This window comes from Cohnella silvisoli, assembly GCF_021190915.1.
GTDB classification, from domain to species: Bacteria; Bacillota; Bacilli; order Paenibacillales; family Paenibacillaceae; genus Cohnella; species Cohnella silvisoli.
On sequence record NZ_JAIOAP010000025.1, the window covers coordinates 1 to 23348 of the forward strand.

Annotated in this window: 16 protein-coding genes; 15 read left to right on the top strand and 1 reads right to left on the bottom strand. The window is 50.7% G+C overall.

Features of this window, described 5'->3' with window-relative positions; genetic code table 11:
- Window positions 1-212: 212 nt before the first annotated feature.
- Window positions 213-773 carry a GNAT family N-acetyltransferase gene (locus tag K7P76_RS30755; protein ID WP_373692547.1) on the top strand — a complete coding sequence of 187 codons (561 nt, stop codon included), beginning with the start codon at window positions 213-215 and terminating at the stop codon, window positions 771-773.
- Here K7P76_RS30755 and K7P76_RS30760 read toward each other — a convergent pair.
- The gene (locus K7P76_RS30760) at window positions 770-1933 is read right to left on the bottom strand and encodes a VanZ family protein (protein WP_232189931.1); all 1164 of its coding nucleotides are present in this window, start codon (window positions 1931-1933) and stop codon (window positions 770-772) included. The two genes, K7P76_RS30755 and K7P76_RS30760, sit on opposite strands and share 4 nt — an antisense overlap.
- Before the next feature lie 253 nt (window positions 1934-2186).
- Between K7P76_RS30760 and K7P76_RS30765 the strand changes: the two genes are divergently transcribed.
- From K7P76_RS30765 to K7P76_RS30830, 14 genes are all read left to right on the top strand, one after another.
- Window positions 2187-3578, top strand: coding sequence for a sialate O-acetylesterase (locus K7P76_RS30765; RefSeq protein ID WP_232189932.1), 1392 nt, complete (start codon window positions 2187-2189; stop codon window positions 3576-3578).
- Window positions 3579-3668: 90 nt separating this feature from the next.
- Entirely contained in the window at window positions 3669-4706 is a 1038-nt protein-coding gene (locus K7P76_RS30770) for a Gfo/Idh/MocA family protein (protein WP_232189933.1), read from the top strand.
- Window positions 4703-7966, top strand: coding sequence for an alpha-mannosidase (locus K7P76_RS30775; protein WP_232189934.1), 3264 nt, complete (start codon window positions 4703-4705; stop codon window positions 7964-7966). Before K7P76_RS30770 ends, K7P76_RS30775 begins: the two co-directional genes overlap by 4 nt.
- 47 nt (window positions 7967-8013) lie before the next feature.
- Window positions 8014-9048 carry a zinc-dependent alcohol dehydrogenase gene (locus tag K7P76_RS30780; protein ID WP_232189935.1) on the top strand — a complete coding sequence of 345 codons (1035 nt, stop codon included), beginning with the start codon at window positions 8014-8016 and terminating at the stop codon, window positions 9046-9048.
- Window positions 9049-9118: 70 nt separating this feature from the next.
- Window positions 9119-10252, top strand: a complete 1134-nt coding sequence (locus K7P76_RS30785; RefSeq protein WP_232189936.1) for an ABC transporter ATP-binding protein — start codon at window positions 9119-9121, stop codon at window positions 10250-10252.
- Window positions 10249-13191, top strand: coding sequence for an extracellular solute-binding protein (locus K7P76_RS30790; protein WP_232189937.1), 2943 nt, complete (start codon window positions 10249-10251; stop codon window positions 13189-13191). Before K7P76_RS30785 ends, K7P76_RS30790 begins: the two co-directional genes overlap by 4 nt.
- The gene (locus K7P76_RS30795; protein ID WP_232189938.1) at window positions 13188-14165 is read left to right on the top strand and encodes a carbohydrate ABC transporter permease; all 978 of its coding nucleotides are present in this window, start codon (window positions 13188-13190) and stop codon (window positions 14163-14165) included. The genes K7P76_RS30790 and K7P76_RS30795 overlap by 4 nt, the downstream gene beginning before the upstream one ends.
- The gene (locus K7P76_RS30800; protein ID WP_232189939.1) at window positions 14165-15025 is read left to right on the top strand and encodes a carbohydrate ABC transporter permease; all 861 of its coding nucleotides are present in this window, start codon (window positions 14165-14167) and stop codon (window positions 15023-15025) included. Before K7P76_RS30795 ends, K7P76_RS30800 begins: the two co-directional genes overlap by 1 nt.
- Before the next feature lie 26 nt (window positions 15026-15051).
- Window positions 15052-17070, top strand: a complete 2019-nt coding sequence (locus tag K7P76_RS30805; RefSeq protein ID WP_232189940.1) for a YIP1 family protein — start codon at window positions 15052-15054, stop codon at window positions 17068-17070.
- Window positions 17063-19282, top strand: coding sequence for a DUF5696 domain-containing protein (locus K7P76_RS30810; protein ID WP_232189941.1), 2220 nt, complete (start codon window positions 17063-17065; stop codon window positions 19280-19282). Before K7P76_RS30805 ends, K7P76_RS30810 begins: the two co-directional genes overlap by 8 nt.
- The gene (locus K7P76_RS30815) at window positions 19279-20175 is read left to right on the top strand and encodes a carbohydrate ABC transporter permease (RefSeq protein ID WP_232189942.1); all 897 of its coding nucleotides are present in this window, start codon (window positions 19279-19281) and stop codon (window positions 20173-20175) included. Before K7P76_RS30810 ends, K7P76_RS30815 begins: the two co-directional genes overlap by 4 nt.
- Window positions 20172-21155: a carbohydrate ABC transporter permease gene (locus tag K7P76_RS30820; protein WP_232189943.1), complete on the top strand. Its 984-nt coding sequence runs from the start codon at window positions 20172-20174 to the stop codon at window positions 21153-21155. Before K7P76_RS30815 ends, K7P76_RS30820 begins: the two co-directional genes overlap by 4 nt.
- Before the next feature lie 90 nt (window positions 21156-21245).
- Window positions 21246-22610: an ABC transporter substrate-binding protein gene (locus K7P76_RS30825; RefSeq protein WP_232189944.1), complete on the top strand. Its 1365-nt coding sequence runs from the start codon at window positions 21246-21248 to the stop codon at window positions 22608-22610.
- A gap of 25 nt (window positions 22611-22635) precedes the next feature.
- Window positions 22636-23310, top strand: coding sequence for a hypothetical protein (locus K7P76_RS30830; protein WP_232189945.1), 675 nt, complete (start codon window positions 22636-22638; stop codon window positions 23308-23310).
- Window positions 23311-23348: the final 38 nt, after the last annotated feature.

Consider the following 23348-nt stretch of genomic DNA (forward strand, 5'->3'; position numbering starts at 1 on the left):
TGCAAAAGTGTTGCTTACTGAACCCTACCGTTAGATTTCCGCTGCCAGCAGCGAAAGCAAGTAGCCAACCTATTTGCTTGCAGAAAGTACCGGTATGGCTGGTAAGAAACCCCTACTTCTTAGCGAATAAGTAGGGGAGGTTCATGTATATAAGTCTTAAAAAAGAAAATAGTATTTATAGTGAAAAGCAGTTTAGATAAGGGAGAATCTGAATCTTGGACGACAGAGAATTTGATAAAGTATTCGCGATTATGAAGGCTTCATTTCCTGCAAGTGAACGGAGAACTTATGCCGGACAGAAGGAGTTGCTGTCCGATCCGCACTACCGACTCATTACGGAAACGGATGGCAACAACAATATAAGCGCTTTTCTTGCCGTGTGGGAATTTCCTTCGTTTCGGTTTGTGGAACACATTGCTGTCGATCCAGCCATACGGGGCAGCGGCTTAGGGGGGAAATTAATGACCGCGTATATCGGAGAGTCAATAAAGCCCATTCTATTGGAAGTGGAACCTCCTGTTACGGACTTAGCACAACGGAGAGTAAACTTTTATGAGCGATTGGGGTTTCATTTCAATCTTTTCGAATATGTGCAGCCTCCTCTTCAGAAAGGGCAGCCTGATTTGCCGCTCAAAATGATGAGTTATCCTCAATCTCTCACTGAAGCGAAGTTTGCCCTTTTTGAAGAAATCTTGTATACAAAGGTGTATAAAATTACCGGAGCACAGGCGAATTCGGTGTCCGAATCCAATCGTAGAGGGAAATCCAGCTAAAATACCTGATTGCCGCTTTGATCGGAATCGCGGTTGACTTTGCCTTCATGTATAAAATTAACGGAAGACGTTTTCTGATTCAACTTGGCCAATGTGATGACGTGATTGGTGCCGCTCTTAGTTTCGTAGAAGGGCCTCCGGTTCCGGTTGAACACGCATCGAAGCAGATTGAAGGCGAGTGCGGCGTAAAACAAGAGTATCGCTAAGGTATACAATCTTAGAAGTGCCGGGGGCCAATAACTGAACAACGGGACATTCAGCACTCCCGCAGGCAAATAAAGAAGACCGTACCGGATGACAAGCTCACGAACGTTGATACGCTCCCCCTGTCCCTTCAGACGAATGCGGACGATCCATTTGCCAAAGGTTAGGCCGTTAGTGACATAGGGGACGACTATAAAGTAGCCGACAATTAGCGTTGCATAACCATACGGAATCTTGAACACAGCCACAACTGCGAGAACGGGCAAAAGAATAACCCAATCGAGAAGGAAAGCGAGCGATCTGCGAGTATAGCTGATGCGCTTCTTCGTCAAATCTGTATTTTCGTCCAGCTTGTCGATGCGGGGAAGGAGCACCGACAACCATTCAGCCGCCACAAATCCGATCATGCCGCCGATCGTATTCATTAACAGATCGTCCACATCGAATAACCGGTATGGATAATCGAATACCCAGTAAATGCCGGTCACTTGCGTGATTTCAAAGAAAATCGACAAGCCGAAGGATGCGAAAAGGCACGTCACCCACCGGAATCGAAAGTAGTACCGTAAGAAGATGCCGAAAGGGATGAAGAGAATAACATTGAACAGCACTTGCAGAAACGCCCGCTCTTTCAGAAGATGCAAGTAGGTGGAGGGGCTTTCTGGTTTGACGCCGGTTTCCCTTATGATATCATCGATGAAATGGAACGGAACCAACTGCATGTAAGAGGAAACGTTCGGCGGATCGTTGTGTAACGTCGCGGGCAGCGGAAGAATGACCAGAAACAACGCATTCATCAAGTACAGAAGAAACAGATAAAGCAGAAAACTCCGGTACTTATTAATATATCCGTGCCTCCGGTACTGTACGATCAGAAACGGCAAAGTAAATAGTGCCGCCGCAATCGGAAACGATAGGAACGCATACGAAATCGGAAAAAGATAAGACTCGAACATAAAAAATACCTGCCTTTACTTGAACCTGTGAAGGGAATGAAATTAGTCGAGAACCTTGAGATATCGTAACCCATGAAATGGACCGGCACAATCGACTCGGGTTCAATTTCGGCCTCGACTAAAGTCTGGCATTAGAATTAAATAATATTCTTGACAGAAGAAAACAGTATTTTGTATGATACATATATCAGTTAAGTTAAAGCTTTAACTAAGTGGATGAAAATTTCCACTAATATTTTAGGAGTGACTAGCTGTGAAATCAAAGATACTTGTAGAAGAGCCAATTCCGTACCGCGTATTCCAGAGGGACTCGGACAATAGGGCATCAATTCCATTTTCGCTCAGCATTTTGGAGGCGATTCAAGGGAGGTTGGAAGTCCGCTCGTCCGCCACATCATGGAAAACCGTCGGGATAATTGAGCGCCAGATTGGGCAATTTTCAGGTTTCATCGAGAGCGTCCCCATTGGACAGCATAACTTGAGTGCGCGGATTGTCAGTGAACAAGCGGATGAAGTTTTAGCTGAAATCTTGATTGGACCGATATTTGTCGGAGATTTATGGCTCTTGGCAGGGCAATCGAATATGGAAGGCTGCGGTAAACTGATTGACGTGGATGAGCCGCAGCCGGGAGTCAGTTGCTTTTACTTCGGAGACCGCTGGGACTTGGCTGTTGAACCGTTAAGCTGGCAATTAGAATCTGACGATCCGGTTCATAGGGGCAATACGGGTAACAGGGAACAACAAATCCAAGAGATTCGCAGAAATCGGGTACTGGGCAGCGGGCTTGGACTTGCTTTCGGCAAGCATCTGCTTCGCGAGACCGGTATTCCCGTGGGGCTCATTATGGTTGCGCAAGGTGCAACTTCAATGGCGCAATGGGATCCGGCACTCGCCCATCTAGGCGGAGGCTCGTTGTACGGTTCGATGCTGCGCGTCGTGCAAGCCGTCGGTGGCAGGGTGAAGGGATGCTTGTGGTATCAGGGCGAAAGTGATACGACAAGCGACGAAGCGCCCTTTTATTACGATCGATTCGGAAATTTCGTGCAGAGCCTCCGCCGGGACTTGAACGATTCCAGCCTGCCTTTTATTTACGCCCAGTTAGGGCCCGTCATGATAACGCTTGGGACGGTTCCGGCTTGGCCGGAAGAGAGCCAATGGAACAGAATTCAGCACGAGCAACTCCGAATGGAGAGCGAGCTCGAGAATATGTACCTCGTGCCGACGATCGATGCCAAGTTAGATGATTTCATTCATTTGTCAACGGATTCGTTGCGCGAGATCGGCAAGAGAATGGCTTGGGCTGCACTTGCAAGCGCTTACGATCGACCTGTAGCTCAAACCGGACCCCGGCTTTCAAGAACCGTATGGAACGATGACAGAACGGAATTACTATTGGATTTTTCGGGGATAAACGGGGCATTCCGGCCGGTAGAGCGACTATTCGGTTTTCTATTGGTTAGCGGTAGCATACCTCTGCCTCTCGAAGCTCATCTGTCGGAAGATAATCGTCGAATCGTACTTCGCTTGGAAACCCCGGTTCCCGCCGATTGCAGCTTATGCCACGGATCGGGACTGAATCCTGTCATTAACGCAAGAGATGAACTGGGATTTCCTTTGGTTGTATTCGGACCTATTGCTGTTTGAGTAAAAGGAATTTAGCTCTAGATACAGGCGGAAATTCCGCTTGTATAGTTAAAGCTTTAACTAAAATTGAGAATACAAGGAGCTTAAAATATGAAAGTAAACATCGTTGGTGCAGGAAATATTGCTGAGTATCATGCGCGTTCCATTAAGGCGCTTGGACATGAATTGGGCTTGGTGGCTGATTTCAATGAGAAATCAGCGCAAGCATTGGCGGATAAGTATGGCTGCCGATGGACAACAAGCACCGATTCGCTGTTGTCGGAACAAGCCGATCTTGTTACCGTTGCCGTACCTAACGCTTACCATTACGATGTCGCTGCGGCAGCCGTAAAGGCGGGGCACGCCGTATTGTGCGAAAAGCCGATGACGCGTTCGTCCGAGAATTCCAGACAACTGGTCGAGCTTGTCAAACAAACCGGACGGCCTTTTTTCGTCGGGTATATGAAACGATTGCATCCGACGGTTCAGAAATTTGCTGATTATTCATCGCGAATCGGACAAATGAGAAGCGGCTTGGTCAGAGTATATCATCCGATGCCGGACGCAAGTTGGCCGATGATTGCGAATCATCTCGCGTTATCTCCGGGATCCCCCATGGACGGCGTGTTTGTTAATTCCGGAAGTCATATGCTAGATTTGCTGCTCCAATTCGCGGGTCCGGTGAAGAAGGTATTGGCGGCTCGCATGCAATATCATGACGGTTGTTATCCAAAAGTGGATAAAATGGCCCACGCGCTTCTCGAAATGGAGAATGGAGCGACCGTAACCGTTGAATGCGGTTGGCTTTCGTTGTTCGGGGTCGGCAGAAGGGAAAACGGTTGGGACGAACTCATTGAACTTCGCGGCGATGAGGGATTGGCCACTCTTCATACGACCTGGTGGGAGCGACCGCAATTCGAATCGCCGGTAGCCGAATTGTGGGATGAATCTCTCAAAGCGAAAGAATCGTTCAATGCGGGAATGGTCGATAATTTTCAAGAAGAATATCGCTTGATCGAAAAAGCTTTGTCAGGGGAAAGCGTTCCGCTTGCAACGGTTGAAGAAGCTTTCGCCGTAGATCAATTAATCGACGATATCTTTGCGGCGGCAGGAATTCATAGTCAGAAGGAAGGAGTTGTTACCCAATGAATATGAGCCGCAAAACGGAAAAGCTTGAATGGAGGGAAGAACTCGGGCGTATCAGAGAAGCGCTGCAAGCCAAATATAAGGCGCTGCAGGATGCATTCAAATTGAATACGTGGCGGACAACGACGGGTGAAATGACCCCTCAGCAAGCATTAGATGCTTACACGGACTGGCAGGAGCATTCTCTGGTCTATGCATGGTCGCCGCGGGACGGCGCCCGGATGTTCTATAACCGTATAGAGGTGCCAGCCGAGTATATGGGTATCCCGCTGCTGTCTTCTAATGTCGGCTTCGAGCTTTGGATGAACACTGGCGCAACGGTTTATGTGAATGGAGAGCTTTCATACCAGGTCGATTATTGGGCAGATACGCAGGTCGTGCCGATCGAGTTATCGAAGGCGGCAAACGGAAACGATATTTTCCATATTTTTATTCAATGCAAGCAAGGCGATGGATTCGGATTTTTCCCGTTGGCGGAAATTCGTATCGCTGCGCTTGACGAATGGATTTTTCAATTGGATACGCTGAATGAGGAATTGGGGTTCGTGCAATTTCTGATCGAGAACGGAGACATGGTGGAAGAGACTATTGCCGATTCGCTGCATGAGGCGCTGGAGGCGTTCGATTATGGCGCGTTGGCGGACAATCGCTGGGACCGTGTCGCATCGGACATGCAGCATATTCGGTCAAGGTTGGCCCATGTTCGGCCTTATGCCAAGGCGTACAAGGTTCATCTCGTTGCGCATGCCCACATCGATATGAACTGGCTATGGCCATGGAGCGAAACGGAGAACCTGATCGTCCGCGACTTCGAAGCGATGCTCGGAATTATGGAAGACTTCCCTCAAGTCTGCTTCTCGCACAGTCAAGCAGCAACGTACCGGGTCGTTCAGGAACGGTATCCTGAGCTTTGGGAGCGCGTGAAGCGTCAAGTCGATCGGGGCGTCTGGGATGTGACGGCTGCCACTTGGGTAGAAGGCGATTTGAACATGTCGGGTTACGAGTCGTTGATTCGCCAGTTCATTCTTGGGAAGTCGTACGTACGGGAACAGCTCGGCGTCGATCCGGTCGTCTGCTGGGAGCCGGACACGTTCGGACACCCGGCAACGATGCCGCATGTGCTGGCCAGAGCGGGCATTAAGTACTATTACCACAGCAGGGCCGGCCGGGGGATTCCTATCTTCTGGTGGGAAGGGTCGGAGGGTTCCCGTATTCTCGTCTATAACGAGCCCAGCTCGACCGGTTACATGGGCAGGATCTTCGCTACGCGGATCGTACCCGGATTGACGGAGATAACGCGAAAATACGGGTTAAAAACGGATATGTACGTTTACGGCATAGGCGATCATGGGGGAGGAGCAACGCGTCAGGATGTGCTGAGAGCGATCAGGTTGGATGAAAGCCCGTTGCTTCCCCGGTTTGTTTTCAGCAAAACCGTCGATTTTTACGAGGAGCTTGAACAATCCGGCGTCCATTTTCCCGTCATTCAGGGTGAACTTAACCCGATGTTCACGGGGTGTTACACGAGCCACGGGGATATCAAGAAAGCGAACCGCCGAACGGAGCATGCTCTCGTGCAAGCGGAAACGCTTTCGTCGATTGCAGATATTTACATGCTATCTCAAGGAGAGGTTCCGGCTGAAGGAGAGAGCGGCGGCCAAGTCGCGGAGCAGATTCGAGAATCTTGGCAACGGCAATGCTTTAACCAATTCCATGATATAGTGTGCGGCTGCTCAATCCGATCCACCTATACCGAAGCCGTGCCGGCTGCCGCCCAAGCAGAGAAAACGGCTGACCTAGCCAGCGGCCGAATTATTCGGCAGTTACACCCTGCTCCAGCATCGTCGGATCAAGCGAATTCCAATGGGAGCAACGGACAATCAATCATCGTAGTTTATAATACTCTGTCATGGGATCGCACCGATGCGGTTGTATTGAGACGAGCGGATTATCCTGGCGCGGAGCATTGGCGGGACGGCGATTGGCTTGAGGATGAAGAAGGCGGGCGCGCCGAGATTCAATGTGCGGGTGACGAAATCGTATTCGTGGCGAAGAGAGTCCCCGCGAACGGGTTTACGACGTATCGTTACCGGGGGGCATCCGATCAATCGGAGAAAGATCCGGGTACCGCGGTTCAATTGTCGCATTACGGAAACCCGGTATTGGAAATCGGCCGTTATCGAATGGAAATCGACCATGAGTCCGGAAGTATCATCAGCTTGGCGGATAGATCGATTGGCAAGCATTATAGTTACCCGCTGGAATGGACGGATCGATATCCGAAAGGAAAACTGAATTTGTTCGAAATTCAATATGAAGCGCCGCATGGCATGTCCGCATGGACGATAGGCACGATTTCCAAGACGAAACGGTTATTCGAAGGGGCAACCGTTCGCGTACTTCACCAGGGTCCGGTATTTCAATCGGCGGAAGTGGTGCATCGGTTCAATGAATCGGAAATACGGCAGGAAATTCGCGTTTACCGGGAACTGAGCCGTATCGATTTTCCGACTACGGTCGACTGGCAGGAGCAAGGTTCAGGGTCACAAGACGCTCCTATGTTAAAGGTGTTGTTTACGCCGCACGTCATGGCTTCAGAACATACTTACAATATTCCGTTCGGTACGATCGGACGCCCGGCGGACGGTGCGGAAGCGCCTGCTCTGCACTGGATTGATGTTTCCGAATCGGACAAAGAGAACGGTTATGGGATGACATTGCTCAATAATGGAAAATACGGGCATTCGATTCAAGGTCATACTATGGCCATGACGCTGATCCGCAGCTCCTATGAACCGGATAACGCAGCGGATGTTGGACGGCATGATTTTACTTATTCCATCTATCCTCATTCCGGAGACTGGAGGGAAGCGCATTCCGAAAGAATGGGGTGGGAGCTTAACCAGCCTATGAAAGCGGATCTGCTTCCCGCGGAGAGCGAAACGAAAGTTGCGTCGTTCTGCGCGTTGCGTGTAGAGGAACTGACTCCGGATGGCTGGGTGAATGCGCAAGGTACGATCGTCACCGCCTTCAAACCATCCGAGAAGGCCGAAGGATGTATCGGGAAGACGATTCGACTCGTTCAGATGCACGGCAGCGCGTCCCGTTTACGAATTTGGATGCCGCTTCCAATTACGGCTGTTGAAGAGGTCAATCTGTTGGAGGACCCGATTCGGACTATTGGGCGAGGCAAGGGAAACATCATGGAAATAGGCGTAATGAAGGAAGGGGAAATTCGAACGTTTTGTCTGCATTTTCAATAATGAATAGATTCTAAATACATCAACTAGAAACGAATAGGAGTGTTCCTATGCACTATCAAAGCGCTTATTTGAAATCACCCTGGAAATGCGAGCTTCGTACACTTGAACTTCCCGATTTTCTTCCTGATGCTCATGTGCTTATTCGGGTTGAGGCTTGCGGCATTTGTGGCACGGATTTGAGCCATGCGGAGGATAAGCTGGACGATTGGCAGCCGTTCGGTCACGAAATCGCGGGTGTAATCGAACGATTAGGCTCGCAATGCGACGGCCTGCATGTCGGTGATACCGTCGTTCTGGAGTCATCGGGATTTTGCGGCCGGTGCGATTCATGCCGTGACGGCAGAGTGGATTTGTGCAATAAAGCCCCTAACTTCTGGAAAGCAGGACCTTCCTTGGGTTTCAGCGAGTATATGATTGCTCCCGCATGCTGCGTAGTCCGTTATGACGGCCTGACACCGGAAGCGGCCAGCTTGGCGGAACCGGCGGGAGTCGCGTACGACATGATCAAAACTGCGGATATTCGGCATGGCGACAAGGTTTGTCTCATTGGACCGGGGCCCATCGGATTAATGGCTATTCCCATGGCGCTAAAAAGCGGCGCAGACGAAGTGGTTTGCATTGGGCGCACAAGAAACAGCAAAAGGTTGGAGGCGGCTGAGAAGCTGGGAGCAAAGGTGGTCGCAAGCGACCTAGCTCTGTCAGCTCACACGGAGCTTCACCACCAGTTTGATCGGGTGCTAGTTACCGCTCCAGTTCAGATTATTCCGCAAGCCCTTTCCTTGTTGGCTTACGGGGGAGTTCTCTCCTATATCGGAATCGGAACCGGTGACGGGACGATACAATTCGATGCGAATGACTTTCACTACCGGAAGCTTCAGCTTAGGGGCAGCTTTGCCAGTCCCGCGCTCTATTATCCAATTGTATTGAAGATGTTGAAGAATGGAACCATTTCTGCGGATACGATCATTTCCCACCGCATTCCGCTTCGCGATATCGGGCAAGCGATGACCCTATGCAAAGAGGATAAGGGACAGACCATCAAGGTGGTGATTACAACCGAAAATATTGCCCCACAGGTGTAGAAGAGCATCGAACGGCAGCTGATCTGCACAATTACTGTATTGGCACCATTTTCGGAAAGGGGGATGAAGCATGGGTAGCATCACGTTTAAGCATGTGTACAAACAGTATAAAGGCGAAGCGAGTCCCTCGGTTAATGATTTTAACCTGTCCGTAGATGACGGGGAGTTTCTGGTACTGGTCGGTCCGTCCGGCTGCGGAAAATCGACGACGCTGCGTATGCTTGCCGGACTGGAGGACATTACACAGGGGGAGATATACATTGATGATAAGTTTATAAACTACACATCTCCCAAAAATAGAGATATCGCCATGGTCTTTCAAAATTATGCGTTGTACCCGAATCTATCGGTTTATGAAAATATGGCGCTTGGCCTCAAATTAAGAAAAACGGCCAAACATGATATTGAGCTGCGCGTTACCCGGGCGGCACGCATTCTGGAGATGGCTCACCTGCTGGAGAAAAAGCCGAATCAGTTATCCGGTGGACAAAAGCAACGGGTTGCGTTGGGAAGGGCGATCGTACGCGAGCCGAAGGTGTTTCTGATGGACGAACCGCTTTCCAATCTCGATGCGAAGCTGCGGGCACAAACACGGGCGGAGCTTATCAAGCTGCACAGCACGATCCGAACGACAACCGTATACGTGACGCACGATCAGGTGGAAGCCATGACCATGGGAACACGTATCGTTGTCATGAAGGATGGCATCATTCAGCAGGTCGCCTCACCGCATGAGCTGTACAATGCGCCGGTTAATTTGTTCGTAGCCGGCTTTATCGGGTCGCCGCAAATGAATTTGGTCAAGGGAAGCATTACCCGTCAGGACGGGGTGAACTACTTTGTAAACAAGCGGCTTAAACTGCCGATCCCAATCGAACATGCCGTTTATTTAAAAAATAACGATTTCCGTCAAAGACAGGTTGTATTGGGAATCAGGCCGGAGCAGATGACAGTCGTAACGGGCGAAAACCGGGGAAACGAACAGTGGACGGTAAACGCTGTCGTGGAGCTGATGGAACTGATGGGTGCAGATACATTTGTGTATGTCTCGCTCGGAGATAACCAGCTAATCGTTCGAATGGAAGCGCATACAGAAGTGAGGGTCGGGGATAACGTGCAGGTGCAGTTCAATATGAATAAGTCGCATTTCTTTGATCAAAATACCGGGGGCTCGTTACGCGTTCAGGGGGATGCGGGAGCATGAAGCGGAAGGTTGGCAAAAAAATAGCGATGACGGTCGTCTTTATTGTGCTGGTTGCTGCAATATTGCGCCTATTTTTATCCGCGGATGAAGATGTTTTCGTCAGTCAGGTGAGCGCCGATGATTTACTCGACTACTCGGTTTCAGGTGAAACGGTTCCGTACGTAAAGCTCAAGCGAACGACTTCCGGCGGTGATTTGAACCCGGTCAATGCGTTCGCAATCGATGGGGCTGAATACGCATCAGCATCCGAGGACGCCGATATTGAATTGAAGCGCGACGGTCAGCCTGCTCTGTATTGGCAGAACGACGATGGCTGGGTGGAATGGACGGCGGATGTGCCCGCAACCGGAGCGTACCGGCTGGAAATCGACTATCTACCGCTGCCTGGCAGCTATTCCAACGTCGTGAGGGGCTTGCAAATCGACGGAAAAACTCCTTTTGTCGAAGCGGAGAACCTGACGCTGGAGCGGTATTGGAAGGACGCCAAATTTCCCTACGACCGCAATGCGATCGGACAGGAAATCCGTCCGGTACAGACGGAAATCGAAGGCTGGAGGACGACGGCGGCGGCCAACTATGCGGCTTCGTCGCAGCCTCTGCAATTTACGCTTACGAAAGGTTTGCATCGTTTCCGTCTGATCGGCCAGAAGGAGCCCGTAGCAATCCGGTCGCTTAGATGGGTGCCCGTGACCGAAATCCCTGATTACGACGCATACAAAAAAACTAAACCCGATACGAAGCAGCCCGACTGGTACGAAGTGATCGAGGCTGAGCAATATTTGCAAAAGTCGAATACGTCTATCCAGACGAACTTCACCTCCGAACCGCATATTTCTCCAGATCCTAAAGGCCGCATCGTTTACAACGTGCTCGGAGGGGATCGTTGGCGGAATCCCGGCGACTGGGTGGAATGGAAGATGGACGTGCCAACTGACGGCTGGTACGTTCTGGATTTGAAATTTTACCAGGGATACAGAGGCGATTTCAAGGCGTTTCGGACGCTGATGATCGACGGCGTCGTGCCGTTCCGGCAAATGCTGCATTATGCGCTGCCGGCGAACGATAACTTCGAGATCGCATCCTTTCAAGACGATAACGGGCATCCGTACCGCTTTTATATGACCAAGGGCAAACATACGCTGCGTCTGATCAGCGACGCCTCGCCGATGCAGCCGGCGCTGCTGGCGCTGCGGGATATTTTGGACGAGGTCAACGAGCTCGATCTTTCCATTAGCAAAATAACCGGAAATTACGGTAAAGGCAGAGTATCGGCCACGCTAAATCTCGACACGCAGCGCACATGGGATTTGCTGAAATACGATCCCGAGCTGGTGAACAAAATAAAGGCGCTTAGCGGTCGATTTAGTCAGGTTGCCGACTATATAAATGGCATCAATCAGCATAAAACCGACATAACAGATGCCATTGAAGTAGCTGTCGACATGCTGACGAAAATGGCAAACGACGTGAACGGCATCCCGAATCGAGTTATGGATTTTTCCGTGATGCAGAACAATATCGGAACTTGGCTTGCCCAGCTCAACTATCAGTCGGTCATGCTTGATTATATCGTGGTCCGCACTCCCGACACCAAAACGGGCTTGAAATCACCAACCAAGCTGGAACGCATTCCTTATGCGGCGCTGAATTTCGCACGCACTTTTTATCAGGATTACGATACGCGCAAGCTCAATAAGGCTAACGCGATTACCGTGTGGGTACAACGGGGCCGGGATTATGCCGAACTGCTGCGGGAAATGATCGATACGGATTTCACCCCGCGGACAGGCATTGAGGTGAACGTCAACCTAATGCCGAATCCGAACCAGTTGATTTTGGGCAATGCGGCAGGCGATCAGCCGGACATCGCGCTTGGGGTCGGTATGGAGACGGCAGTCGATTACGCGATGCGGGATGCCGTTGTCGATTTGTCCGGGATGCCGGAATTCGACGAGGTGTTCAGGCGCTTCAATCCGGGAGCCATGCGTTCATTTGCCTATGGCGGCGGCACGTATGCTTTACCGGAGGTGCAAAACTTTTACGTCCTCTATTATCGCACCGACATATTCGAGCAATTGAAGTTGGAGGCGCCGGATACGTGGGACGATGTTTACAAGATGCTGCCAACGCTGCAGGAAAACGGCATGACGATGTATTATCCGACCAAAGATTTTACGCCGTTCTTTTATCAAAACGACGCTGAATTTTATACTTCCGATGGATTAACGAACAACCTCGGCAGCGCAAATGCGCTGAAGGCATTCAAGCAATGGACCGATTTGTACACGAAATATTATTTGCCTCTGGAAGCGCCGGCCTTCTTCAATCATTTCCGAAATGGTGACATACCGATCGGAATTGCCGATTTCAATACCTATTTGCAGTTGCAGGTGGCCGCACCGGAAATTACCGGCAAGTGGAAGATCGCGCCTGTGCCAGGCATCCGGCAGCCTGACGGCGAAGTCGCGCGATGGACGGCGCAAGGGCTGTCCGGGGCGATGATCATGAAAAAAAGCGACAAGCAGGATCAAGCGTGGAAGTTTCTGAAGTGGTGGACGTCGGATCAAGTACAGTCGCAGTACGGCAATGATATGGAGTCGTATTACGGACTGGAATATCGCTGGAATACTGCCAATCTAAACGCTTTTGAGACGTTATCCTGGCCGAGCAGGGATATCCGGGTTATCAAGGAGCAAGGCCGCTGGGTAAAAAATGTGCCCTATGTGCCGGGATATTACTTTCTGGCAAGGGAGATGGATTTCGCATGGATTCGTACGGTCGTGGAAGGCAAGCCGGCTAAGGAATCGCTTGAAGAGACGGAAGTGTCGCTGCAGCGGGAAATGCAGCGACGGCAGGATGATTTCGGCATAACGAACAGCGACAATCTGCAAGTGCCGGCGATTACGGAACCTTTTAATTGGGGGAGCGGAGCACCATGACAGAACTAAAAACTTCACTGCCGCAGTCTGGCGTTGCGAGGACTCCGCCTCTTGTTGTGCTAAGAATGAGGGGTTTCGGGATGGAGATCTGGCGGGCGCGTACGAGCTATCTGTTTCTTGCCCCGTTTATGACGATGTTTATGCTGTTTATCGTCATTCCGGTATTCATGGCCGGTTTTTTAAGCTTTACCTCCTATGACGGATTCGCTTCTCCGAAGTTTATCGGCTTCAACAATTACATCTCCTTGCTGACGCAGGACATCGTCTTTTTGAAATATGCGCTGCCTCATACATTGAAGTTTGCAATCATCGTCGGTCCGGGCGGCTATGTGCTTGCATTTTTGTTCGCGTGGCTCATCCATCAGTTGCCCAAAAAACTGCGCGATTATTATACACTCGCCTTTTATGCGCCGTCGATGGCTGGAGCGGTAGCCCTCTCAGTCGTCTGGATCGCCGCCTTCAGCGGTGACCGGGTCGGATATTTAAATAACTTCCTTATCCAAGCCGGTTGGCTTGAACAGCCCCGTCTCTGGCTGCAGGACCCGCGTTATTTACTCAACATTATGATTCTTGTCTCGCTCTGGATCAGCTTCAGCGTCGGATTTCTGTCGATGCTGGCCGGATTCCAGACCGTCAACAAGGAATTGTACGAGGCAGGACGAATCGATGGCATCCATAACCGCCTTCAGGAAATTTTCTATATTACGATTCCGTCTATGAAACCGCAACTGCTGTTCAGCGCGGTTATGGCGATCGTTTCGACGCTCAAGGCGGGCGGCATTTCAGTGCAGCTGACCGGATTGCCGATTACGCCGCTATATGCGGGTCATCTGATTATTAACCATGTAGACGACTTTGCGTTCATCCGATTTCAACTCGGATACGCTTCCGCCATCTCCGTCGTGCTGCTCATCATCTCCTTTCTGGCGATGCGGTTCGCTTACCGGTTGTTTGCAACGAAGGAGGGAGAATAATGGCATGGAGAAGCTTGCGTAAAACTTCCCTATTCGATGTGCTGCTTATTATCGGGCTGACCGCACTGGCGTTGTTTATGTTGCTTCCGATCATTTTCATTTTCAATCATGCGTTCAAGCCGTTAAACGAACTGTTTTTGTTTCCGCCGACTTTTTTTGTCCAGCATCCGACTACCCATTCCTTCGAACAGCTCTTTCTGAAGTCGGGCGGCGATGTCGTGCCGTTCACGCGGTATTTGTTCAACAGCATCCTGGTCACATCGGTTACTCTCTTGCTGGTTATTGTCTTCAGCTCGATGGCGGCCTACGTGATCGCCAAAAAAAGCTTTCCGTTCAAATCGCTTACAATGGCCCTTATTCTCGTTTCGCTCATGTTTGCGCCCGAGACGGTACAAATTCCGCGTTATCTGATCATTAGCGGAATCGGCATGTCCAATACGTATTTCGGCCATATTTTGCCCTATCTCGCATCTCCGGTTGCCGTATTCTTGCTCATCGGCTTCATCTCGCAAATTCCGAACGAGTTGATCGAGGCGATTAAACTCGATGGCGCATCGGAGGCAGGCATATTCAGACGGCTCATTCTGCCACTGTCCGCGCCTGCGATTGCGACCATTTCCATCTTCACCTTTCAAGGCGTGTGGTCCGATATCGAAACATCGTCGCTATATATGCAAGACGAGACGATGCGGACGCTGGCGTTTTACGTCAACAGCTTGCTGAGCGGGCTGCATAACAGCGTAGCCGGGCAGAATATCGCAGCTGCCGCCGGGCTGCTGATCTTTATGCCGAACTTGATCGTGTTCTTGTTGTTTCAGAAAAAAGTGTTGGCGACGATGGTTCATTCAGGTGTGAAGTAGCCATGATCATAAAGGAAGCGATGATAATGATAAAACGACTGTTTCCGCTCTTCTTTGTTTTCGGCTTGTTATTATCGCTTACGCCTTCTCCGGTATCCGCGAAACTGCCTTACATCACCGCCTATATGGATTCTAATTCCGGAAACTGGAACACTAGTCAGGCTGTGTACGTGCCAGGCAAAACGATTACGCTGTCGCTGGAGGAGCCCGTTGATCTGTTCATCGACGATAAAGACATTGCTTATGTTGTGGACCGTAAAACGAACCGTATTGTAATCGTGGATCCCGACGGAAACGAGCTGCGCTCTATAGGGGATACCGATGGCGCGGGGGCATTAAACGCGCCGGAAGGCGTGTTCGTGGACAAGGAGGGCATCGTGTACGTGGCGGATACGGGCAACCAGCGCATTGCGGTGTATTCTTCCAACGGTACTTTCAAGCGAGAATACAAAAAACCGGATTCTCCCTATTTAGCCAAGGACGCCTTCTTCGTTCCATCCAAGCTTGTCGTCGACAAGCGCGGCGTGATGTATATCATACTAAGCGGTTCCGATCAGGGACTGATGCGGCTGGACCCGGACGGTGTCTTTACCGGTGCTTTCGGGGCCAACAAAGCCGAGCAATCGTACTCGAACTGGCTGAAGAAGCTGATTCTGAACAAGGAGCAGTTGGCCAAAGAAATCGCGAATCGGCCGCGGCCTATCGCCAACGTGACGATAGATGAGGATGGATTTTTCTTTACCGCGTCGCCGGGGTCTTATTCGGGCAGCATCCGTAAATTGAATGCCGGCGGTTATGACAGCTTTCGCGGACGAGGCTTCTGGAACACAATCGGCATTATCGATGTAGCTGTCGATCAGAACGGTTTTATATATGACATCGACTCGGATTCCGCTTCGGTGACGCTGTTTGATCCGTATGGAGACGCTCTCTTTGCGTTCGGCGACATCGACTCCGATTCGCAGCAGCAAGGGCTTTTCGGCTTTCCGACGAGCATTGCGGTGAACAGTAAACATAGCATTTGGGTCACGGATAGCAAGCTCAAAAATATACAAACTTTCGAGCGAACCTCCTTCGGAGAGCATGTGCTTACAGCGACGATGCTTTATATGAACGGTCAGTATACGGAAAGCAAACCCTACTGGCAAAAGGTGCATGAGCAGAACGATATGTACAATTTGACATTTCAAGGTCTTGGACGGATCGACTTCGAGGAAAAGCGCTATTCGCAGTCGCTGGAAAACTTCAAAATCGCGTATGACGTAGAAGGATATTCCCGGGCGTTCTGGGAAATCCGGTTTGCGTGGCTGCAGCGCAACCTGATCTATCTGATATTGGCGTTGACCGCTGCTTATTTGGCGGTCAAGTACGGCTACCGGCTGCTTCGCCGCTTAACCGCCAAACATTCCTGGCCGCCGCTGCTAATCCGCTACCGCGATGATCTCAAAGATTTCCGTCATGTGTTGCTGCATCCGTATTCCGGCTTCTATAAGTTGAAAGGTCGCACCTCTTCGTGGGCGATTATCGTATTCATTCTGCTGCTCGCCGTCGGGATCAAGCTGCTTCATATTTACTTTACCGGGTTTGTATTTAATCCCGTCGACAATTCGCAAATTAATCTGTTCAATAAACTCGCCTTCTTTGTCATTCCGTGGCTGACATGGATAATAGCCAACTATCTAGTCTGCAGCGTGAAGGGCGGAGAAGGGCGGCTGCGGGAAGTGATTCAGGCAAGTACGTATGCGTTGGCGCCTTACATTATCTTTTCTCTTCCGATTATCGTATTGTCGAACATCGTCGTGTTGGAGGAGCGGGTTATCGTTGATTTGTGGAATCAGGCGATGCTGATCTGGCTGCTTGTCCTGCTATTCGTCAGCACGCAGGTCGTTCACAATTTCGATTTTCTGGAAACGATACGCAATTCTCTCATCAGCTTGTTTGCCATTATTATCATTTGGTTTTTCGCCTTTATCGTCTCCGGGCTAACCTTTAATCTCTATGATTTCATCCGTCAACTTTACCGGGAGGTGATCTTCTATGGCTAGCATCCGACGGCCGGGTAAAAAGGCGTGGATATCCCTTGGCTTGGCCGCTGTCGCCTGTGTGATTGCTTTGACGGTTCTGCTCGAAAGAAGTGAATTGCCGACGCTTGAAGAGATGGGGTTGGAGCCGCAAGCTCAAACTAAACTGCAGGTACGCAGCGGTGAAGCTTGGCTGCCGCAGGGTGGCGATGCTGCCGGTTATGTGACCGCGATCGAGAACGAGAATTTCGCTTTGCGCATTCATCCGCAGACGACCCAAATTATCGTTACGGATAAACGGAGTGGTTATGAATGGCGAAGCAACCCGCCGGAAGAGAAGCTTGCGGACGAGAAGGTAAAGGGATTGCTGCTGTCCAATTTGAAGTCGCCGCTCGTCATGGACTATTTCGGATTCGGCGATAAAGCGAGACGAGACCTCCTCAACACGACGAGCAAGAAACTGCGAATCTCGTTTCTTCGCTACGAAGGCGGACTGCAGGTTTCATACGAATTTACGGATAAACAGATCGGAGTAATCGTCCAGTACGAGCTGTCCGATCACGGGTTGATCGTTCATGTGCCCGATGACGGTATTACGGAGAAAGGCGAGTTCGCGATCTTTTCGCTGGATGTACTACCGTACTTTGGCGCGGCCAAACCCGGAGAGGATGGCTATATCCTTCTGCCGGATGGACCCGGCGGGATCATTAAATTCAATGCTCCCCACTCCAGTCTGACTCAGGGGTATAGCAATCAGATTTACGGAAGCGAAGTCTCCAATGTTCGTCCGGATTCTCGAAAGAGCAGTCGCGGGTCGATCAGTGAAGGGATTACGTACCCAGTGTTCGGAGTTAAGCGCGGAGATAACGCATACTTGGCCATTATTAAGGAAGGGAAGGAAGAAACCGTCATCAAGGCCATGCCGGCCGGCTTGAAATCGACTTATTACAACGTCAATGCAAGCTTCATGTACCGGGAAGAATTTTTGCGTAAAAACGGGATTTTGAGCATGCCGTTCAAGACGGTGGAGTCGGATCGGATGAAGCTCGACCGGACGGTCGAATACCGGTTTATGATCGGTAAAGAGGCGAATTATACCGGGATGGCCGTTTCCTACCGCGAGGAGTTGCAGGCTAGCGGGCAACTCGGCGACAAGATGGCGCCGGCGGAGCATATTCCGCTTACGTTGAATATTGTCGGCGGCAACTCCCAGGATGCTTATAACCGCGAACAGTATATTCCTGTGACGACCTTCGAGCAAGCGGAGCGGATCGTCACGGAGTTGAGCGACAGCGGTATGTCTAATATTCGTATCGTTTACTACGGGTGGCAGGACGGCGGCGACTTTAATGCCGCCAAACGGTTTCCGATCGAGAATGGGCTAGGAGGCAGTAAAGCAGCCAAGACGTTTGTTGACCGGATGCACGAGTTGGGCTTCACTGTCTTATTTGAAGATAATTTCGTTTACGTCGACGCCCGCTCTTCGATCAGCGCTAAATCGAAAGGGGTAAGGGGCATCAACGGCACCGTGTTTTTCAACGGCTCGAACGAATTTCTGTTGAAGCCGGAACTGACGCTAGCCTATGCGTTCGAAACGATTGAAAAGCTGAAACCGATCGGAGTTGACGGCATTCATTACAATTGGCTCGGCGAGTTTACGTTCCGCGACTATGAAAAGACGCCGACGGAGCGCAGGCAGACATCGCAAATGTACCGTAATCTGCTGGCCTACACGCAGCAGCAACTGGGACGCTCAGGCGTTTATTCGGGCAGCGATTTCTCGCTTGGCGCGGTGGACCATATCAGCGATTTCCCGCTCGAGGGCAACTATTATTTTATGGTGGATGAGACGGTGCCGTTTTATCCGATCGCGATTCACGGTTACGTGTCTTATTCTTCGACGGCCGGCAATATGCGGGACGATTACGAGGGACAATTTCTCAAAGCGATTGAATACGGCGCTCTTCCCGCTTTTTATGTGACATGGGAACGGTCGCGGTTGCTGAAGAACACGGCTTCCGATTATTTGTTCAGCAGCGAGTTCGACCTATGGAAGGAACGCATGATGAAGGAGTACAAGGATTTCGACAAGCTGGCTGCGCTGTTTAACCAGGCGATTGTTGCACATGACAAGCGCTCTGACACAGTGTTCGTAACCACCTATGAAGACGGAACGGAAGTGACGGTCGATTACGGCAAGCGGTCGTTCGAGGTCGCCAAAGGAGGTAACCAGTGAAAATAACCAGACAGCGGCACAAAGGATTTCTCCGTTATCAATTGCAGCAATACGGGGTCGGCTACTTGTTCATCTTGCCATGGGCCATCGGCTTTTGCATGCTGATCGCCATTCCGCTCGGCTGGTCTTTGTTTATGAGCTTCAACAAGGTGGTCCCGTCGCAAGGCGGATTCAAGTACAACTTTATCGGCTTGCAGAACTTCAAGGATGCATTTGTTAAAGACAACGTGTTTCCGATCCAACTGATCGAATACGTGCAGGAAATGCTGATCATGATTCCGGTCATCGTTATTTTCTCCCTGCTGGTCTCTCTGCTGCTGAACCAGAGTTTTCCCGGGCGGTTTCTGTTCCGTGCAGTCTTTTTTCTTCCGGTCATTTTTGCCACCGGGCAGGTGTTGACGGAGCTGTTCTCGCAAAATGCGGGGAAAATTCCGTTTCTCGACCAGTACGATTTGGAGCCGGTTATACGCAGTTATGTAGGACAGGAATTTGCGAAACCAATCCTGAGCGTGCTGAACAAAACAATCATCGTTTTATGGTATTCGGGCGTACAAATTCTCATTTATATCGCCGGATATCAGACCATACCGAAATCGGTCTACGAAGCGATCCGCATCGATGGGGCGTCTCCCTGGGATAGCTTCTGGAAAATCACTCTGCCTGCGATGGTACCTTTCATCAGCCTAAATGCGCTCTATACGATTGTCGATTTGTTTACGTTTCCGTTGAACCCGGTGCTGGAACATGTGAAAAACAATATGTTTAAGCCGGATACCGGCTACGGCTATGCGACGGCGCTCGCCTGGATTTATTTCGCGATCATCTTCGTACTGCTTGCGCTCGTATTGTGGATGTTCAACCGCAGCACCAAACGAAGGGGGGACGGGAGATGAAAGCAGCGGAGATATACCGCAATACTGCCGCCCATGTAAACCGATTCATCTGGAGCCGCCGCATGCAGCGGGTAAAGATGGCGGCGCTCGGCCAACACACGAACGATGGCTGGATCGCCCGCATCATGATTTATTTTCTGCTTTCGGTACTGGCTTACCTGTATTTGCAGCCGTTGTTTTATATCGTCAGCACCATGTTCAAAAACTTGAACGATCTGCTTGATCCGACGGTCAAATGGATTCCGCGCACGATCGATCTGGAAAACCTGCGAACGGCCTGGCTCGGGCTGAACTATCCCGAAGCGTTCATGAATACGATTACGATTGCGCTGGCCTGCTCGGTTATCCAAGTTTTCATTTGCGCGATGACCGGTTATGCGCTGGCTAAGCTTCCTTTTCCGGGCAAAGGGATCGTTACTTTTCTCATCATGCTTACGTTTCTCGTACCGCCTCAAATTATTATTATTCCGCTATATGTCGTCTACAGCAAGCTCGGACTGCTCAATACGCCGCTTGTGTTTATTATTCCGGCCTTTCTTGGACAGGGAATACGCAGCGCGCTGTTCATCATTATTTTCCGTCAGTTTTTCAAAACCCAGCCGGCCACACTCGAAGAAGCGGCGAAGCTCGATGGAGCATCGTCGGGTCGCTTGTTTTTCAAAATTATGCTTCCGCTGGCCCGTTCCGCTTGCCTTGTCGTGTTTTTGTTCTCCTTTATTTGGTACTGGAACATGTATTACGAGCCTTCAATGTTTCTGCAAAACGATTATTTGCCGCTTTCGATCAGTCTTAACCGTTTGGATGAGGTGCTGACCGGTCTGCCCAAAGGGTATGTCGATGCGGTACTCGGCAGCAACCCGGTATCGGAAGCCCCGAAAATGGCCGCCGCGTTTCTGATTATCTTTCCACCGCTGCTCGTTTACGTGTTTCTGCAGCGCTGGTTCGTGGAGGGCATCGAACGGACCGGGCTGGTCGAGTAATCGGGAAATGCGCCCCATAAGGGAGGTGATGCCGGAGTTTGTTCGCACGTTTTTCTGTTCGGTAAAACAAAAATTTGAGGAGGGCAAAACATGCAAAGAAAACGCTTTGGAATGGCGCTAATCGGAGTATTGCTTATTTTATCGCTTGTCGTTGCCGCATGCAGCAAAAATAACACCACCGCAACTAATACTAACGGGACTGCAACTGAGGAGAGCAGCCCGGTCAGCACACCGGAGCCAGTGGAAGAACACCATGATCCTGTTACGCTCCATCTCATTACGTGGAATAACACGTATGGCGATCTGTACGCTAAGTTTCACGAACGATACCCGTGGATTACGATCGAGCCGATCATTATCGCTTCAGCCGTAGACAAGGATATTATTGAAAAAATTACGGCATTGGAAGCTGCCGGCACTCCTGCGGACCTGATTTGGCTGTCGGATTTGAGCCAATACGGTACAGGCAATCTGCTTGAAGATCTGAAGCCGTATATTGATTCCGACGAAAGCTTGAAGAACGTAAAGCTGCCGGACGGATTTTTCCAATCGATGGAAACCGATGGCAAGCAGTATGCGGTACCGTTCGTCGATGTGCCGACGTGGGTGCTTATTAACAAGGATCTCATGGCGAAATACGGCTTGGAAATGCCGGGGAACGATTGGACGTACGACAAGTTCCGCGAAATGGCGAAAGCGGCGACCGATCCGGTGGCCGGCGAATACGGTCTGACCAATAACGCGCTATTCGGCATTTTCTTTCTGAATGCGATGGCTGTGGCCAATGGCCATGCGCCTAACCTGTCCTATATGGACGAGAAGCTGGAGCAGAGCGTGCTAAACAAGCCGGAAGTACTAGCCGACGTTACATGGGTGCAGGAACTGATGACCAAAGACGGTTCTTTGCCCGGCTGGGTGAAAGGGGCCAAACTGGGCGAATCGGTCAATTCGTTCATGAACGGCAAGACGCTGTTCGACATAGGAGGGGATTGGGTGCTCGAAGGCTTGCGCAAGGACGCGAAATTCGAATGGGACGTATTGCCTTATCCGAAGGGAAAAGTGTCGCAGGTGACCCACCGTATTTTCGGTCCGATCGCTATGCTGGCAGGGTCGAAAAATAAAGATGCGGCATGGAAATGGATCAGCTTCCAATTCGAGACTGAGGCACAAAAATGGAAGGTTGACCACGGCTCGAATGCATCGGTCATTAGCGAGGAGCTGACAAACTATATTTCAGAATCCCCGATGTGGAAGGGTAAAAATACGGAGGCCGTCAAGCTGACCAAAGACATGTGCTGTATTGCGCCCGGACCGACGATCCCGGCTTTCGGGGAAAATCCATGGCTTACAACTGCGGCTCCGATATTTAACGGAACGGATGTCAATGCGCTAATCGCACCGGTCGAAGCTTGGAACAAAAAAACGATGGAGTTGAGAAAGGCAGCCGGCAAGTAACCCGTTTTCGAGGAGGATGGACAAGATGAATCGAGAAAACGAGCAGGTTGATTTCGACTGCGAAAAAGAACCGGTTATGATTAGCCGCAGAAAACTGTTAACTTCGCTTGGACCTTTTTTCTCGAACATCTTCACCATCTTTCATCAGATCGGCCTGCTCATTGATGGGGATCCTGTCAACGGAACGACTAACAAACTGAAATTGGTCAACGGGGACTTTGACCGCGGCGCTAACGGGGTTGTGATTACAGCAGGAGCGCGAGGACATACCGGGCAATACACGAACATAACCGCCCAGGGTGAGACGGGTTACACCGGATCGGATAATGTCGGGTTCCGATGCAACGGAGACAGCTGCGATCTTGATTTGGTCAATGCCGATTTCCGGAATTACCGGGGGAACGCTATTCGTATTGACGAGGGTTACTGCCGCGTAGGCATTCACAATTTAAGCGCGTGGGACTGGAACCTGGCGGCAACTGGGGCACCCGCCGTATATGCGAAACAATACAGCAACGTCAAGGTTACCGGGATGAGCCGATTCATGGGAGGCGGCAGTTCGCTTCCATTTCGCCGGTACGGGCAAGATTTCGGTCGAGCTTGCGTCCGGAAGATCGACAGTAGCTACCAATACGAGCGGCGAGATTACAGTGGCGCACGGAGGTCGCGGGGTTCCAAGCTTTGTCGATATCCAGCTTAGCTCTACGGCGCCGCTTCATTGGGCGGTGTCGGCAAAGA

Excerpts from the sequence above, each read along its gene's own strand:
- K7P76_RS30780 (WP_232189935.1), top strand. The coding sequence starts at position 8,014 with ATGCACTATCAAAGCGCTTATTTGAAATCACCCTGGAAATGCGAGCTT.
- K7P76_RS30790 (WP_232189937.1), top strand. The coding sequence starts at position 10,249 with ATGAAGCGGAAGGTTGGCAAAAAAATAGCGATGACGGTCGTCTTTATT.
- K7P76_RS30805 (WP_232189940.1), top strand. The coding sequence starts at position 15,052 with ATGATAAAACGACTGTTTCCGCTCTTCTTTGTTTTCGGCTTGTTATTA.
- K7P76_RS30820 (WP_232189943.1), top strand. The coding sequence starts at position 20,172 with ATGAAAGCAGCGGAGATATACCGCAATACTGCCGCCCATGTAAACCGA.
- K7P76_RS30825 (WP_232189944.1), top strand. The coding sequence starts at position 21,246 with ATGCAAAGAAAACGCTTTGGAATGGCGCTAATCGGAGTATTGCTTATT.
- K7P76_RS30775 (WP_232189934.1), top strand. The coding sequence starts at position 4,703 with ATGAATATGAGCCGCAAAACGGAAAAGCTTGAATGGAGGGAAGAACTC.
- K7P76_RS30770 (WP_232189933.1), top strand. The coding sequence starts at position 3,669 with ATGAAAGTAAACATCGTTGGTGCAGGAAATATTGCTGAGTATCATGCG.
- K7P76_RS30830 (WP_232189945.1), top strand. The coding sequence starts at position 22,636 with ATGAATCGAGAAAACGAGCAGGTTGATTTCGACTGCGAAAAAGAACCG.
- K7P76_RS30795 (WP_232189938.1), top strand. The coding sequence starts at position 13,188 with ATGACAGAACTAAAAACTTCACTGCCGCAGTCTGGCGTTGCGAGGACT.
- K7P76_RS30760 (WP_232189931.1), bottom strand. The coding sequence starts at position 1,933 with ATGTTCGAGTCTTATCTTTTTCCGATTTCGTATGCGTTCCTATCGTTT.
- K7P76_RS30810 (WP_232189941.1), top strand. The coding sequence starts at position 17,063 with ATGGCTAGCATCCGACGGCCGGGTAAAAAGGCGTGGATATCCCTTGGC.
- K7P76_RS30785 (WP_232189936.1), top strand. The coding sequence starts at position 9,119 with ATGGGTAGCATCACGTTTAAGCATGTGTACAAACAGTATAAAGGCGAA.
- K7P76_RS30800 (WP_232189939.1), top strand. The coding sequence starts at position 14,165 with ATGGCATGGAGAAGCTTGCGTAAAACTTCCCTATTCGATGTGCTGCTT.